Genomic DNA, 14,932 nt, shown 5'->3' on the forward strand with positions numbered 1-14,932 from the left:
CCCAGCGGGAGCAAGCTCCCTCGCCACGGTTTTGCGCTCGGCTTGAGGTGTTTTGCCGGAGCAGCAGAATCCGTGTTCCGTTTTCTCCCTTGCTGTGGTATAAAATGCGCCGCTTTCCGGGGATGACCCCGCAAGCTTAAATCCACACACGTGTCGACACGATGACCTGGGTGCCTTCGGCTTATATAGGCCGCTGGTTGGTCATTGGGATACGTGGAGGCCAAACCCGACTTATCAAGGAACTATCATGTCCCAAGTCAACATGCGCGATATGCTGAAGGCCGGTGTGCACTTCGGTCACCAGACCCGTTACTGGAACCCGAAAATGGGTAAGTACATTTTCGGCGCGCGTAACAAGATCCACATCATCAACCTTGAAAAAACCCTGCCGATGTTCAACGAAGCACTGACCTTCGTAGAGCGCCTGGCCCAGGGCAAAAACAAGATTCTGTTCGTCGGCACCAAGCGTTCCGCTGGCAAGATCGTTGCTGAAGAAGCAGCACGTTGCGGTTCGCCGTACGTCGATCACCGCTGGTTGGGCGGCATGCTGACCAACTTCAAGACCATTCGCGCTTCCATCAAGCGTCTGCGTGACCTTGAAGTGCAGTCCGAAGACGGTACTTTCGCCAAGCTGACCAAGAAAGAAGCGCTGATGCGCACTCGCGATCTTGAGAAGCTGGACCGCTCCCTGGGCGGTATCAAGGACATGGGCGGTCTGCCTGACGCACTGTTCGTGATCGACGTTGACCACGAGCGCATCGCGATCACCGAAGCCAACAAGCTGGGTATCCCGGTCATCGGCGTTGTCGATACCAACAGCAGCCCGGAAGGCGTTGACTACATCATCCCAGGCAACGATGACGCCATTCGCGCCATCCAGCTGTACATGGGTTCGATGGCTGACGCTGTTATCCGTGGTCGCAACAATGTTAATGGCGGCACCGAAGTCTTCGCTGAAGAAGCTCCGGCAGCAGCCGCTGAGTAATTGACGCCCTGGCGTTGACTCAGTAAGCAAAAAGGGGGCTTGGCCCCCTTTTTGCCACCTCGAAAACCATTTGTAAGCAGCGCAGCTACAGCATCTGTAACGTGCAGCGGCTAACAAGGGTGGTTCGGGAAGAATTGCACGCCCGTTCAATCGGGTGGAATGGTTGAAAACCTATCCAAGAGGATTTTGAAATGGCAGAGATTACTGCAGCGTTGGTCAAAGAACTGCGCGAGCGTACCGGCGAAGGCATGATGGACTGCAAGAAGGCCTTGACCAAGGCTGGCGGCGACATCGAGAAAGCCATTGATGACATGCGTGCTTCGGGCGCCATCAAGGCTGCCAAGAAAGCTGGCAACGTCGCCGCTGAAGGCGCCATCGCCATCAAGGACGACGGCAAGGTCGCCGTTCTGCTGGAAGTCAACTCCCAGACCGACTTCCTGGCTCTGCAGGATGACTTCAAGGCATTCGTCGCTGCCAGCGTCGAAAAAGCCTTTGCTGACAAGCTGACTGATGTCGCTCCGCTGATCGAAGCGCGTGAAGCTGATCGTCTGGTTCTGGTCGGCAAGACCGGCGAGAACGTCAACATCCGTCGTCTGGCTCGCGTTGAAGGTGACGTGGTCGGTACTTACCTGCACGGCAACAAGATCGGTGTTGCAGTTGTCCTCAAGGGCGGTTCTGTTGAACTGGCCAAGGACATCGCCATGCACGTAGCGGCCAGCAACCCTGAGTTCCTGCTGCCATCGCAAGTTTCCGCTGAAGCCATCGAACGCGAAAAAGCCGTGTTCATGAGCCTCAACGAAGACAAGATGAAAGGCAAGCCAGCTGAAATCGTTGAAAAAATGATTGGCGGCCGCATCAGCAAGTTCCTGGCTGAAGCCAGCTTGGTCGAGCAAGCTTTCGTCAAGGACCCGGAAATCACCGTGGGTGCCCTGGCCAAGAAAGGCGGCGCTGAAATCGTTTCCTTCACTCGCTTTGCGGTCGGTGAAGGCATCGAGAAGCCAGTCGACAACTTCGCTGACGAAGTTGCTGCTCAGGTAGCGGCTGCTTCCAAGCAATAAGACGGTTTTTCTAACTGTCGCCCAGAAGAGGCTGCCCGCTTAACGCGCGCAGCCTCTTTTTGGATGGGGATGCCGATTTATATTGGTTTCCTGTCGGAACTGGCTTACAAAGCCGTGTTTCGATGACGCTGTGTCAGCGTCAAGCTAGAGTGAACCCAGGCTGCAAACAGCCTGAAAGAATTTTCGAAAATACGCCGCAGGAGAGATTCGCAATGGCTCAGCAGGGCAGTGGTTATCAGGCTCGCTATAAACGCATTCTACTCAAGCTTAGCGGCGAGGCCCTGATGGGCTCGGAAGAGTTCGGGATCGATCCGAAAGTGCTGGATCGCATGGCGCTGGAAGTCGGCCAACTGGTCGGTATCGGTGTTCAGGTCGGCCTGGTCATCGGCGGCGGCAACCTGTTCCGCGGCGCTGCGCTGAGCGCGGCCGGGATGGATCGGGTGACGGGCGACCACATGGGCATGCTGGCCACTGTGATGAACGCCCTGGCTATGCGCGATGCGCTGGAGCGTGCCAATATCTCGGCCATCGTCATGTCGGCCATTTCCATGGTCGGTGTGACCGATCACTACGACCGCCGCAAAGCCATGCGCCACCTCAATGCCAAGGAAGTGGTGATTTTTGCCGCCGGCACCGGTAATCCGTTCTTCACCACGGATTCGGCCGCCTGCCTGCGAGCGATCGAGATCGATGCCGATGTCGTGCTCAAGGCAACCAAGGTCGATGGCGTCTATACCGCTGACCCGTTCAAAGATCCGCATGCCGAGAAGTTCGATCATCTGACCTACGATGAAGTACTGGATCGCAAGCTGGGTGTCATGGACCTGACGGCTATCTGTCTGTGCCGCGACCACAAGATGCCGCTGCGCGTCTTTAACATGAACAAGCCCGGCGCCCTGCTGAATATCGTGCATGGCGGCGCCGAAGGAACACTGATCGAGGAAGTACAACAATGATCAACGAAATCAAGAAAGACGCTCAAGAGCGCATGCAGAAATCCGTGGAATCGCTGGCACACAACTTCGGTCGCATTCGTACCGGCCAGGCGCACCCAAGCATTCTCGAAGGTGTGATGGTGCCGTACTACGGCGCTGATACGCCGATCAAGCAAGTGGCCAACATCACCGTCAAGGATGCCCGGACCCTGCAAGTCGTTGCCTTTGAACGCAACATGCTGGGCGCGGTCGACAAGGCCATCGGCAGTGCCGGCCTGAACCTGAACCCGACCAACCTGGGTGAGTTGCTGCTGATTTCCATGCCGGCCCTGACCGAGGAAACCCGTAAGGGCTTCACCAAGCAGGCCCGTGATGTAGCTGAAGACGCTCGCGTCGCCGTGCGTAACATCCGTCGTGATGCCAACAGCCAGCTCAAGGATCTGGTCAAGGAAAAGGAAATCAGTGAGGACGAAGAGCGTCGCGCCGCGGGCGAGATTGATGATCTGACCAAGAAGTACGTGGCTAAGATCGATGCGGATTTGGCGCAGAAAGAAAAAGACCTGATGGCCGTATAAGGGTCTCGTTTTCATGGAAAAGACCAAGCAGGCCGTGCCGTTTGCGATTCCGCGTCACGTGGCGATCATCATGGATGGCAATAATCGCTGGGCCAAGAAGCGCTTTATGCCTGGCGTGGCCGGGCACAAGGCGGGGGTCGATGCAGTTCGCGCGGTCATCGAGGTGTGTGCCGAGGCCGGGGTCGAGGTACTGACCCTGTTCGCCTTCTCCAGTGAGAACTGGCAGCGTCCGGCCGATGAAGTCAGCGCCTTGATGGACCTGTTCCTCAAGGCTTTGCGGCGTGAGGCCAAGCGCCTCAACGACAACAGCATCAGCCTGCGCATCATTGGTGACCGCTCGCGCTTTCATCCCGAGTTGCAGGCTGCGATGCGCGAAGCCGAGGCTGCCACGGCGGGTGCCAATCGGTTTGTCCTGCAAATTGCCGCCAACTATGGCGGCCAATGGGACATCGCCCAGGCCGCCCAGCGGCTGGCGCGGGAGGTCCAGGCCGGTCATCTGCGGCCGGAAGACATCACTCCCGAGCTGCTGCAGACCTGTCTGGCCACCGGTGACTTGCCGTTGCCGGACCTGTGCATTCGTACCGGTGGCGAGCATCGCATCAGTAACTTCCTGCTCTGGCAGCTGGCTTACGCCGAGCTGTACTTCTCCGACCTGTTCTGGCCGGACTTCAAACACGAAGCCATGCGCACGGCGCTGGCCGATTTCGCTTCCCGTCAGCGTCGTTTCGGTAAAACGAGCGAACAGATCGAAGCTGGAGCCCGGGTTTAATGCTTAAACAACGAATCATCACCGCTCTGATCCTGTTGCCCATCGCTCTGGGTGGATTTTTTCTGCTCGAAGGTGCCAGTTTCGCGCTGTTCATCGGGTTGGTCGTGACCTTGGGGGCGTGGGAGTGGGCGCGCCTGGCGGGTTTTCCTGCGCAATCTGCGCGCGTCGCCTATGCCGTGGCCGTGGCGGCGATGCTGTTCGTCATGTACCTGGTGCCGGGGCTCGCGCCCTGGGTACTGGGAGCAGCGGTGTTGTGGTGGGCCACGGCGACCTTCCTGGTGTTGACCTATCCGCAGACCACGCATCATTGGGCAGGCGCTGCCGCGAAGCTGGTGATTGGCCTGCTTATCCTGTTGCCGGCCTGGCAAGGGCTTATCTGGATCAAGCAAGGCCCGTTGGGCAACTGGCAGATCATGGCCGTGATGGTGTTGGTCTGGGGGGCGGATGTCGGTGCCTATTTCTCCGGGCGGGCGTTTGGCAAGCGCAAGCTTGCCCCCAAGGTCAGTCCTGGCAAGAGCTGGGAAGGGGTCTATGGAGGCTTGGCCTTGAGTCTGGTGATCACCGCGGTGGTCGGCGTCGTGCGGGAGTGGAGTGCCGGGCAGTTGCTGATGGGCCTGTTTGGTGCCGCCCTCATCGTGTTTGTATCGGTGGTCGGCGACCTGACCGAAAGCATGTTCAAGCGTCAATCCGGCATCAAGGACAGCAGTAATCTGCTGCCCGGCCATGGTGGCGTGCTGGATCGCATCGACAGCCTGACCGCTGCGATTCCGATCTTTGCCGTGTTGCTGTGGATGGCGGCATCGTGAGTCGTCCTCAACAAATTACCGTCCTGGGTGCTACCGGTTCGATCGGTCTGAGTACACTTGATGTCATCGGGCGCCACCCGGAGCGCTATCAGGTATTTGCCCTCAGTGGTTTTACTCGCTTGAGTGAGCTGCTGGCGCTGTGCATACGCCACACCCCGCGTTTCGCCGTGGTGCCTGAGGCTGGCCTTGCCCGAGCCTTGCAGGACGACTTGCGCGCGGCAGGCTTGCCTACCCGTGTGCTGGTGGGGGAGGAGGGGCTGTGTCAGGTCGCCTCCGATCCTGAAGTCGACGCGGTGATGGCGGCGATTGTCGGCGCGGCGGGGTTGCGTCCGACGCTGGCGGCGGTGGAGGCAGGCAAAAAAATCCTGCTGGCCAATAAAGAAGCACTGGTCATGTCCGGCGCGCTGTTCATGCAGGCCGTGCGCAAAAGCGGTTCGGTGCTGCTGCCCATCGACAGCGAGCACAATGCGATTTTTCAATGCATGCCGCAGGATTTTTCCCGCGGCCTGGGCGCAGTGGGGGTCCGGCGGATTTTACTGACGGCTTCCGGCGGTCCGTTCCGGCAGACTCCGCTGGAAGAGTTGGTGCATGTTTCACCCGAGCAGGCTTGTGCTCACCCGAACTGGTCCATGGGGCGCAAGATTTCCGTGGACTCGGCCAGCATGATGAACAAGGGCCTGGAACTGATCGAGGCCTGCTGGTTGTTCGATGCCAGGCCCTCCCAGGTGGAAGTGGTGATTCACCCGCAGAGCGTGATTCACTCCCTGGTGGATTACATAGACGGTTCGGTGCTGGCCCAATTGGGCAACCCGGACATGCGTACGCCGATCGCCAATGCGCTGGCCTGGCCTACGCGGATTGATTCGGGCGTGGCGCCGTTGGACCTGTTCGCCATTGCCCGCCTGGATTTCCAGGCGCCCGACGAGCAGCGCTTTCCATGCCTGCGTCTGGCGCGGCAGGCGGCTGAGGCAGGCAACAGTGCTCCGGCCATGCTCAATGCTGCCAATGAAGTGGCGGTTGCAGCGTTTCTCGACGGACGTGTCCGTTACCTCGAGATCGCGAGTATCATCGAGGAGGTCTTGAACCTTGAGGCTGTGGTTTCGCTCGATGACCTCGATGCAGTATTCACGGCGGACGCCAGAGCTCGTGAGCTGGCGGGCCAATGGTTGAAGCGCCACGGGCGTTGAGGCTGCGGTACGTTAGCCAGGGTTGTCCTGGACAGGATTGCGGAGAAAACAGATGAGCGCGCTCTATATGATTGTCGGCACCCTGGTTGCATTGGGGGTGTTGGTCACTTTTCACGAATTCGGTCATTTCTGGGTCGCGCGTCGCTGTGGCGTCAAGGTTCTGCGTTTTTCCGTCGGTTTCGGCATGCCGTTGCTGCGCTGGCATGACAAAAAAGGCACCGAATTCGTTGTGGCTGCCATTCCGCTGGGCGGCTACGTGAAAATGCTCGACGAGCGTGAAGGTGAAGTGCCCGTCGATCAGCTCGACCAATCCTTCAATCGCAAGACCGTTCGTCAGCGCATTGCCATCGTGGCAGCGGGGCCGATAGCCAACTTTTTGCTGGCCATGGTTTTTTTCTGGGCCCTGGCCATGCTGGGCAGCGAGCAGGTACGGCCGGTCATCGGCGCGGTTGAGGCGGGTAGCATAGCCGCGCGGGCCGGGCTGGGCGCTGGTCAGGAGATTGTCGCCATCGATGGCGAGCCCACCTCGGGTTGGGCGGCCGTCAATCTGCAATTGGTGCGGCGTCTGGGTGAGAGCGGCTCGCTGCAACTGATGGTGCGTGAGCAGGGCGCCACGACACAGTCGCCTCGCGAACTGGTGCTGGATAACTGGCTCAAGGGGGCCGACGAGCCGGATCCGATCCGTTCCCTGGGTATTCGGCCCTGGCGACCGGCGTTGCCACCGGTGCTGGCCGAGCTTGATCCGAAAGGTCCGGCACAGGCAGCAGGCCTGAAGACCGGTGATCGGCTGCTGGCGCTCGATGGCCTGCCGGTCAGTGACTGGCAGCAGGTGGTCGATTCGGTGCGTGTACGTCCGGATAGCAAAATAGTGCTGCGCGTCGAGCGCGAGGGTGCGCCAATCGACGTCCCGGTCACCCTGGGCGCCCGTGGCGAGAGCAAGGCGCCGACCGGCTATCTGGGGGCCGGCGTCAAGGCTGTCGACTGGCCGCCGGAAATGATCCGCGAGGTCAGTTTCGGCCCTTTGGAGGCGATTGGCGAGGGCGCGCGTCGTACCTGGACCATGAGCATCCTGACCCTCGATTCGCTCAAGAAAATGTTGTTCGGCGAGCTCTCGGTAAAAAACTTGAGTGGACCGATAACCATTGCTAAAGTGGCGGGCGCTTCTGCCCAGTCGGGCGTCGCTGATTTCCTGAATTTCCTTGCTTATCTGAGCATTAGCCTGGGGGTTCTGAATTTGCTGCCCATTCCGGTACTGGATGGGGGGCATCTGTTGTTTTATCTGATCGAGTGGGCGCGTGGTCGTCCCTTGTCGGATAGGGTGCAAGGTTGGGGGATACAGATCGGTATCAGCTTGGTGGTCGGGGTGATGTTGCTTGCCTTGGTCAACGATCTGGGTCGTCTGTAACGCTTCGCTGAATTGCGAATCTGCCGCATTTTGCGGCAGTTTGTTTATTGCCAGTTGGAATAAGAAAGGACTTCATGAAACGTCTGCTGCTAACTGCGGTTCTCACCGTATTGATGATCGCCGAAGTTCACGCCGAGTCCTTCACTATCTCTGATATTCGCGTCAATGGCCTCCAGCGGGTCTCCGCGGGTAGTGTCTTTGGTGCCTTGCCGTTAAACGTCGGCGAGCAGGCGGATGATCGGCGTCTGGTGGAATCCACTCGTGCGCTGTTCAAAACCGGCTTCTTTCAGGATATCCAGCTGGGTCGTGATGGCAATGTACTGGTCATCACGGTAGTCGAGCGTCCATCGGTCGCCAGTATCGAGATCGAAGGCAACAAGGCGATCTCCACTGAAGACCTGATGAAGGGCCTTAAACAGTCCGGCCTGGCCGAAGGCGAGATCTTCCAGCGCGCCACCCTCGAAGGTGTTCGTAACGAGCTGCAACGCCAGTACGTTGCCCAGGGCCGTTACTCGGCCACCGTCGACACCGAAGTGGTGCCGCAGCCACGCAACCGCGTAGGCCTGAAGGTCAACATCAATGAAGGCACCGTGGCGGCGATCCAGCACATCAACGTGGTGGGTAACACCGTTTTCCCTGATGAAGACCTGATCGACCTGTTCGAGCTCAAGACCACCAACTGGCTGTCGTTCTTCAAGAACGACGACAAGTACGCCCGTGAAAAGCTCTCCGGTGACCTGGAGCGTCTGCGTTCCTACTACCTGGACCGCGGCTATATCAACATGGACATCGCTTCGACCCAGGTATCCATCACCCCGGACAAGAAGCACGTCTACATCACCGTCAACGTCAACGAAGGCGACAAGTACACCGTTCGTGACGTCAAGCTCAGCGGCGACCTGAAGGTCCCTGAAGACCAGGTCACGTCGTTGCTGCTGGTGCAGAAGGGCCAGGTGTTCTCGCGCAAGCTGATGACCACCACCTCCGAACTGATCACCCGTCGCCTGGGTAACGAGGGTTACACCTTCGCCAACGTCAACGGCGTGCCGCAACCGCACGATGAAGACCATACCGTCGACATCACCTTCGCCGTGGATCCGGGCAAGCGTGCCTACGTCAACCGCATCAACTTCCGTGGCAACACCAAGTCCGAGGACGAGGTGCTGCGCCGTGAAATGCGCCAGATGGAAGGTGGCTGGGCGTCGACCTACCTGATCGACCAGTCCAAGACCCGTCTGGAGCGCCTGGGCTTCTTCAAGGAAGTCAACGTCGAGACGCCGGCAGTACCGGGCGTCGATGACCAGGTGGATGTGAACTACAGCGTCGAAGAGCAAGCGTCCGGCTCGATCACCGCCAGCGTCGGTTTCGCCCAGAGCGCCGGCCTGATCCTCGGCGGTTCGATCACCCAGAACAACTTCCTGGGTACCGGTAACCGGGTCAGCGTTGGCTTGACCCGCAGCGAATACCAGACCCGCTACAACTTCGGTTTCGTGGACCCCTACTGGACTGCTGACGGTGTGAGCCTGGGCTACAACGCCTTCTATCGCACCACTGACTATGATGAGCTCGATGCTGACCTGACCAGCTATGCGGTCGACAGCATGGGTATCGGCGCGAACGTCGGTTATCCGATCAGTGAGACCTCGCGTCTGACCTTTGGTCTGACCGCCCAGGCGGACAAGATCAATACCGGCCTCTATACCGTTGACGAGATCTTCGACTTCGTAAACAAGGAAGGCGACAACTACCTGAACTTCAAGGCGTCCGCCGGCTGGTCCGAGTCGACCCTGAACAAAGGCGTGCTGGCGACCCGCGGCCATTCCCAGAGCCTGGTACTGGAAGCCACCACCCCTGGCAGCGACCTGTCGTTCTTCAAACTCGACTACCGTGGCCAGTTGTTCCAGCCGCTGAGCGACAACTACACCATGCGCCTGCATACCGAGCTGGGTTACGGTGACGGTTACGGTTCGACTGAAGGCCTGCCGTTCTACGAGAACTACTATGCCGGTGGTTTCAACTCGGTACGTGGCTTCAAGGACAGCACCCTGGGTCCTCGCAGTACGCCAAGTCGCGGCGTAAGAGAAACGGGTAACGCCGGTACCGCGCTTGACCCGGACCAGGATCCACTGCCATTTGGTGGTAACGTTCTGATCCAGGGTGGTGTCGAACTTCTGTTCCCGATGCCGTTCGTCAAGGACCAACGCTCCCTGCGTACCTCGGTATTCTGGGACGTGGGTAACGTATTCGATTCCAAGTGCGAGACCACCACCAACACCAACGGCACCAAGTCCAACACTCAGTGCAACGACATCGGCCTGAGCAACCTGGCAAGTTCCGTGGGCGTGGGTGTGACCTGGGTCACCGCGCTGGGGCCTTTGAGCTTCGCCCTGGCGATGCCGATCAAGAAACCGGATGACGCTGAAACCCAAGTGTTCCAATTCTCCCTCGGCCAGACGTTCTAAGCGTCTGACCCAAGATAACGACAATGGATTTTGTAGGAGTACATCGTGCGTAAGTTGACTCAATTGGTTCTCCTGGCGACCTTGATGGTCGCAGGTCCGGCTTTTGCCGACATGAAGATCGCCGTACTGAACTATCAGATGGCCCTGCTGGAATCCGACGCGGCGAAGAAATATGCCGTGGATGCCGAGAAGAAGTTCGGCCCACAACTGACCAAGCTCAAAGGCCTGGAGAGCAGCGCCAAGGGTATCCAGGATCGCCTGGTCTCCGGTGGCGACAAAATGGCCCAGGGCGAGCGTGAGCGTCTGGAACTCGAGTTCAAGCAAAAGGCCCGTGACTTCCAGTTCCAGTCCAAGGAACTGAACGAAGCGAAAGCGGTTGCCGACCGCGAGATGCTCAAGCAGCTCAAGCCAAAGCTCGACAGGGCAGTGGAAGAAGTCATCAAGAAAGGTGGTTTTGACCTGGTGTTCGAGCGTGGCGCAGTGATTGATGTCAAACCTCAGTACGACATCACGCGCCAGGTTATCGAGCGCATGAATCAGCTGAAGTAATCCATGACAGCGACTATCAAGCTCGGCCAGTTGGCCGAGTTCCTTGGCGCCACCCTGCGTGGCGACCCGGAGAAGGTCATCACTGGGCTAGCCACTTTACAAGAGGCTGGCCCAGCTCAGTTGAGCTTCCTGGCAAATCCTCAATATCGCAAATACCTGGCTGAAAGCCGGGCCGCCGCGCTGTTGCTCAAGCCCGCCGATGCCGACGGGTTTGCAGGCGATGCGCTGATCGTGCCGGATCCCTACCTGGCGTATGCGCGGATTTCCCATCTGTTCGACCCCAAACCCAAGTCGGCCTCCGGTATCCATCCCAGCGCGGTCATTGCGGCGGATGCGGTGGTTGATCCCACGGCCAGCGTCGGTCCTTTTGTCGTCGTCGAAAGCGCGGCGCGGATCGGTCCGGGCGTCACGCTGGGTGCCCATTGCTTCATAGGCGCGCGCTGCGAGATCGGTGAGGGTGGCTGGCTGGCTCCGCGGGTCACGTTGTATCACGACGTGCGTATCGGCAAGCGCGTGGTGATCCAGTCGGGCGCGGTATTGGGCGGTGAAGGGTTCGGTTTTGCCAAGGAGAAGGGGATCTGGCAAAAGATCGCCCAGATCGGCGGTGTTACTGTCGGCGATGACGTGGAAATCGGCGTCAACACCGCGATCGACCGGGGTGCCCTGGCTGATACGGTCATCGGCAACGGCGTCAAGCTCGACAACCAGATCCAGATCGCCCACAACGTCCAGATCGGTGATCACACCGCCATGGCCGCCTGCGTAGGCATCTCCGGCAGCACCCGGATCGGCAAGCACTGCATGCTCGCCGGTGGCGTGGGGCTGGTGGGACACATTGATATTTGTGACAACGTATTCCTCACCGGAATGACCATGGTGACCCATTCGATCACCGAGCCGGGGGCTTATTCTTCCGGTACGGCGATGCAACCGGCGGCCGAATGGCGCAAGAGCGCGGCCCGAATCCGCCAGCTCGATGACATCGCGCGGCGTTTGCGTCAGTTGGAAAAGCGTGTAGGGGACGTGACCCCTGACGGTAATGCTTCATCAGATGGCTGATACCATTTCCATATCAAGTGTGCACAGCCGCTAGACTGCCTCCTTGATTTGCTAGAGGGGCGCGCGTCGATCGTGCGCTTCCAATCTTTACATAGGCTTCCCCCCGAAATGATGGACATCAACGAGATTCGCGAATACCTGCCTCACCGTTACCCGTTCCTGCTGGTGGACCGGGTGGTGGAACTTGACGTTGAAGGCAAGCGGATTCGCGCCTACAAGAATGTCAGCATCAACGAACCGTTCTTCAATGGTCACTTCCCCGCGCATCCAATCATGCCCGGCGTGCTGATCATCGAGGCAATGGCTCAGGCTGCCGGGATCCTTGGTTTCAAAATGCTCGACGTGAAGCCTGCCGACGGCACGCTTTACTACTTCGTCGGCTCCGACAAGCTGCGTTTTCGCCAGCCGGTCACCCCGGGCGATCAACTGATCCTCGAAGCCACGTTCATCAGTTGCAAGCGCCAGATCTGGAAGTTCGAATGCCAGGCTTCGGTCGACGGCAAGCCGGTCTGCTCCGCTGAAATCATCTGTGCGGAACGCAAACTATGAGTTTGATTGACCCTCGCGCAATCATCGATCCGGCGGCAGTCCTGGCCGCCGATGTCGAGGTCGGCCCATGGTCGATCATCGGCCCAGGTGTGGAAATCGGCGAGGGTACGGTGATCGGGCCCCATGTAATTCTCAAGGGTCCGACCCGGATCGGTCGGCACAACCGCATCTACCAGTTTTCTTCGGTAGGCGAGGACACGCCCGATCTCAAGTACAAAGGTGAAGAAACCCGTCTGGTCATTGGCGATCACAACGTGATCCGCGAAGGCGTGACGATTCACCGTGGCACCGTTCAGGATCGTTCCGAAACGACCCTGGGCAACCATAACCTGATCATGGCCTACGCCCATATCGGTCATGACAGCGTCATTGGCAACCATTGCATCCTGGTCAACAACACCGCGTTGGCTGGCCACGTGCATGTGGACGACTGGGCGATCCTGTCCGGTTTCACCTTGGTCCATCAATATTGCCATATCGGCGCCCACAGCTTCTCGGGCATGGGCACTGCCATCGGCAAGGACGTGCCCGCCTATGTCACCGTGTTCGGTAACCCGGCCGAAGCCCGCAGTATGAATTTCGAAGGCATGCGCCGTCGTGGTTTTAGCGAAGAGGCGATCACGGCATTGCGGCGCGCCTACAAGGTTGTGTACCGCCAGGGGTTGACCGTCGAACAGGCCCTTGTCGAGCTGGCCGAGGCTTCGGCGCAGTTCCCGGAAGTCGCGATATTCCGTGACTCCATCCAGTCCTCGACTCGCGGCATCACTCGCTAACCATGGCTAACTTGCGTATAGCACTGGTGGCGGGAGAGGCTTCCGGTGACATTCTGGGTGCCGGTCTGATGCGCGCGCTCAAGGCGCAGCACCCAGCAGTGGAGTTCATCGGTGTCGGTGGGCCCTTGATGCAGGCCGAAGGGCTGACGTCATATTTCCCCATGGAACGCCTGTCGGTGATGGGGCTGGTTGAAGTGCTCGGACGCCTGCGCGAACTGCTGGCTCGCCGCAAGAAGCTGATCGCGACCCTGATCGACGAAAAACCGGATGTGTTCATCGGCATCGATGCGCCGGATTTCACTCTCAATATCGAACTCAAGTTGCGTCAGGCCGGTATCAAGACGGTGCACTACGTCAGCCCCTCGGTCTGGGCCTGGCGGCAGAAGCGCGTGTTGAAAATCCGCGAAGGCTGCGACCTGATGCTCACGCTGCTGCCGTTCGAAGCCCGATTCTACGAAGAGAAGGGCGTGCCGGTGCGGTTTGTCGGCCATACCCTGGCCGATACCATTCCCCTGGAAGCGGATCGTGACGCGGCGCGTCAGGCGTTGGGCTTGCCCGACGGCCCGCTGGTGGCCTTGATGCCTGGTAGCCGTGGCGGCGAGGTGAGCCGCCTGGGAGGCTTGTTCTTCGACGCCGCCGAGCGTCTGCGCGCGCTGCGTCCCGGCGTGCGTTTTGTTCTGCCCTGTGCCAGCCCGCAGCGACGGGTTCAGCTTGAAGCGCTGCTGGCCGGGCGCGATCTGCCTGTCACATTGCTCGATGGCCGCTCTCATCTCGCACTGGCTGCGTGTGACGCCGTGTTGATTGCGTCCGGCACTGCTACCCTTGAAGCGTTGTTGTATAAACGCCCGATGGTGGTCGCCTATCGCCTGGCGCCGTTGACGTTCTGGATCCTCAAACGCATGGTCAAGAGCCCTTACATCTCCTTGCCCAATCTCTTGGCCCAGCGCTTGCTGGTGCCTGAATTGCTGCAGGACGAGGCAACCGCCGATGCACTGGCCCGTACGCTGTCGCCCTTGATCGACGGTGGCCAGGAACAGACCCGGGGCTTTGACGAAATCCACCGTACCTTGCGCCGCGATGCCTCCAATCAGGCCGCCGACGCAGTATTGACCCTGATCGGCGCCAAATCATGAGTCACGTGAAATTGCAGATGGGCCTGGACTTCAATCTGGTGGCTGAAGTCGAAGAGCTGGTGGCCGGTGTTGATGAGGTCGGCCGTGGCCCGCTGTGCGGTGCAGTGGTCACGGCAGCAGTGATTCTCGACCCGAACCGGCCCATTCTGGGCCTCAATGACTCCAAGAAGCTCACCGAAGCCCGTCGCGAAAAGCTCTACGACGAAATCTGTGAGAAAGCCCTGAGCTGGTGCATTGCCCGGGCTGAAGTGGAAGAGATCGACGAGCTGAATATCCTGCACGCCACCATGCTTGCGATGCAGCGTGCCGTGGAAGGCCTGCACATCACCCCGAAACTGGCGATGATCGATGGCAATCGCTGTCCGAAGCTATCTATGCGCGCCGAAGCTGTCGTTCAAGGGGACGGCAAGGTGCCGGCCATTGCGGCGGCATCGATTCTGGCCAAGGTCAGCCGTGACCGGGAAATGAGTGCCTTCGAGTTGATCTATCCGGGCTACGGCATCGGCGGCCACAAGGGTTACCCGACGCCCGTTCATCTGGAGGCCCTGGCGCGCCTTGGGCCAACACCCATCCATCGGCGCTCGTTCGCGCCGGTGCGGCAGGCTTATGAAGCACGTGAAGGGCTGATGGAGCGCTCGCCCATCAAGGGAACCCCGGCCCTGTAGGAGCTGCCGCAGGCTGCGATCT

General features: G+C 59.5%; 15 protein-coding genes. All 15 read left to right on the forward strand.

Annotated elements, in window-relative coordinates:
* Positions 1 to 247 precede the first annotated feature (247 nt).
* The 15 genes from rpsB to rnhB all read left to right on the forward strand — a co-directional run bounded on the left by rpsB (position 248) and on the right by rnhB (position 14,910).
* A complete protein-coding gene (rpsB, locus tag HU811_RS16545; protein ID WP_003198231.1) occupies positions 248 to 985 on the forward strand; it encodes a 30S ribosomal protein S2 in 738 nt (245 codons plus the stop codon).
* 191 nt (positions 986 to 1,176) lie between these two features.
* Positions 1,177 to 2,043: a translation elongation factor Ts gene (gene tsf / locus HU811_RS16550; protein ID WP_047227561.1), complete on the forward strand. Its 867-nt coding sequence runs from the start codon at positions 1,177 to 1,179 to the stop codon at positions 2,041 to 2,043.
* A gap of 212 nt (positions 2,044 to 2,255) precedes the next feature.
* Positions 2,256 to 2,999, forward strand: a complete 744-nt coding sequence (pyrH, locus tag HU811_RS16555) for a UMP kinase (protein WP_024779012.1) — start codon at positions 2,256 to 2,258, stop codon at positions 2,997 to 2,999.
* Positions 2,996 to 3,553, forward strand: a complete 558-nt coding sequence (frr, locus tag HU811_RS16560) for a ribosome recycling factor (protein WP_047227562.1) — start codon at positions 2,996 to 2,998, stop codon at positions 3,551 to 3,553. The genes pyrH and frr overlap by 4 nt, the downstream gene beginning before the upstream one ends.
* A gap of 13 nt (positions 3,554 to 3,566) precedes the next feature.
* Positions 3,567 to 4,322, forward strand: coding sequence for a polyprenyl diphosphate synthase (gene uppS, locus HU811_RS16565; RefSeq protein ID WP_047227563.1), 756 nt, complete (start codon positions 3,567 to 3,569; stop codon positions 4,320 to 4,322).
* Complete coding sequence (locus HU811_RS16570; protein WP_186656972.1) at positions 4,322 to 5,128, forward strand: phosphatidate cytidylyltransferase; 807 nt, start codon at positions 4,322 to 4,324, stop codon at positions 5,126 to 5,128. Before uppS ends, HU811_RS16570 begins: the two co-directional genes overlap by 1 nt.
* Positions 5,125 to 6,315 carry a 1-deoxy-D-xylulose-5-phosphate reductoisomerase gene (gene ispC / locus HU811_RS16575; RefSeq protein WP_186656974.1) on the forward strand — a complete coding sequence of 397 codons (1,191 nt, stop codon included), beginning with the start codon at positions 5,125 to 5,127 and terminating at the stop codon, positions 6,313 to 6,315. The genes HU811_RS16570 and ispC overlap by 4 nt, the downstream gene beginning before the upstream one ends.
* 52 nt (positions 6,316 to 6,367) lie before the next feature.
* Complete coding sequence (gene rseP / locus HU811_RS16580) at positions 6,368 to 7,720, forward strand: RIP metalloprotease RseP (protein WP_186656976.1); 1,353 nt, start codon at positions 6,368 to 6,370, stop codon at positions 7,718 to 7,720.
* 74 nt (positions 7,721 to 7,794) lie between these two features.
* Positions 7,795 to 10,182 carry an outer membrane protein assembly factor BamA gene (gene bamA / locus HU811_RS16585; RefSeq protein ID WP_186656979.1) on the forward strand — a complete coding sequence of 796 codons (2,388 nt, stop codon included), beginning with the start codon at positions 7,795 to 7,797 and terminating at the stop codon, positions 10,180 to 10,182.
* Positions 10,183 to 10,227: 45 nt separating this feature from the next.
* Entirely contained in the window at positions 10,228 to 10,731 is a 504-nt protein-coding gene (locus HU811_RS16590) for an OmpH/Skp family outer membrane protein (RefSeq protein ID WP_092401204.1), read from the forward strand.
* A 3-nt stretch (positions 10,732 to 10,734) separates the two neighbouring features.
* Entirely contained in the window at positions 10,735 to 11,790 is a 1,056-nt protein-coding gene (gene lpxD, locus HU811_RS16595; RefSeq protein WP_186656983.1) for a UDP-3-O-(3-hydroxymyristoyl)glucosamine N-acyltransferase, read from the forward strand.
* Positions 11,791 to 11,898: 108 nt separating this feature from the next.
* Positions 11,899 to 12,339 (forward strand): 3-hydroxyacyl-ACP dehydratase FabZ, encoded by a 441-nt coding sequence (gene fabZ / locus HU811_RS16600; protein WP_047227569.1) that lies wholly within the window; start codon positions 11,899 to 11,901, stop codon positions 12,337 to 12,339.
* Positions 12,336 to 13,112: an acyl-ACP--UDP-N-acetylglucosamine O-acyltransferase gene (gene lpxA, locus HU811_RS16605; protein WP_107321575.1), complete on the forward strand. Its 777-nt coding sequence runs from the start codon at positions 12,336 to 12,338 to the stop codon at positions 13,110 to 13,112. The genes fabZ and lpxA overlap by 4 nt, the downstream gene beginning before the upstream one ends.
* Before the next feature lie 2 nt (positions 13,113 to 13,114).
* On the forward strand, positions 13,115 to 14,245 hold the full coding sequence (gene lpxB, locus HU811_RS16610; RefSeq protein WP_186656986.1) for a lipid-A-disaccharide synthase: 1,131 nt from the start codon (positions 13,115 to 13,117) through the stop codon (positions 14,243 to 14,245).
* An 11-nt stretch (positions 14,246 to 14,256) separates the two neighbouring features.
* Positions 14,257 to 14,910, forward strand: coding sequence for a ribonuclease HII (gene rnhB / locus HU811_RS16615; protein WP_186656988.1), 654 nt, complete (start codon positions 14,257 to 14,259; stop codon positions 14,908 to 14,910).
* Positions 14,911 to 14,932: the final 22 nt, after the last annotated feature.

Origin of the sequence: Pseudomonas tehranensis (genome assembly GCF_014268615.1) — a bacterium.
GTDB lineage: Bacteria > Pseudomonadota > Gammaproteobacteria > Pseudomonadales > Pseudomonadaceae > Aquipseudomonas > Aquipseudomonas tehranensis.

Bases quoted from the DNA above. Each gene is read 5' to 3' on its own strand.
- bamA (WP_186656979.1), top strand. From the start codon at position 7,795: ATGAAACGTCTGCTGCTAACTGCGGTTCTCACCGTATTGATGATCGCC.
- HU811_RS16570 (WP_186656972.1), top strand. From the start codon at position 4,322: ATGCTTAAACAACGAATCATCACCGCTCTGATCCTGTTGCCCATCGCT.
- lpxA (WP_107321575.1), top strand. From the start codon at position 12,336: ATGAGTTTGATTGACCCTCGCGCAATCATCGATCCGGCGGCAGTCCTG.
- pyrH (WP_024779012.1), top strand. From the start codon at position 2,256: ATGGCTCAGCAGGGCAGTGGTTATCAGGCTCGCTATAAACGCATTCTA.
- frr (WP_047227562.1), top strand. From the start codon at position 2,996: ATGATCAACGAAATCAAGAAAGACGCTCAAGAGCGCATGCAGAAATCC.
- lpxD (WP_186656983.1), top strand. From the start codon at position 10,735: ATGACAGCGACTATCAAGCTCGGCCAGTTGGCCGAGTTCCTTGGCGCC.
- tsf (WP_047227561.1), top strand. From the start codon at position 1,177: ATGGCAGAGATTACTGCAGCGTTGGTCAAAGAACTGCGCGAGCGTACC.
- uppS (WP_047227563.1), top strand. From the start codon at position 3,567: ATGGAAAAGACCAAGCAGGCCGTGCCGTTTGCGATTCCGCGTCACGTG.
- rseP (WP_186656976.1), top strand. From the start codon at position 6,368: ATGAGCGCGCTCTATATGATTGTCGGCACCCTGGTTGCATTGGGGGTG.
- lpxB (WP_186656986.1), top strand. From the start codon at position 13,115: ATGGCTAACTTGCGTATAGCACTGGTGGCGGGAGAGGCTTCCGGTGAC.
- rpsB (WP_003198231.1), top strand. From the start codon at position 248: ATGTCCCAAGTCAACATGCGCGATATGCTGAAGGCCGGTGTGCACTTC.
- fabZ (WP_047227569.1), top strand. From the start codon at position 11,899: ATGATGGACATCAACGAGATTCGCGAATACCTGCCTCACCGTTACCCG.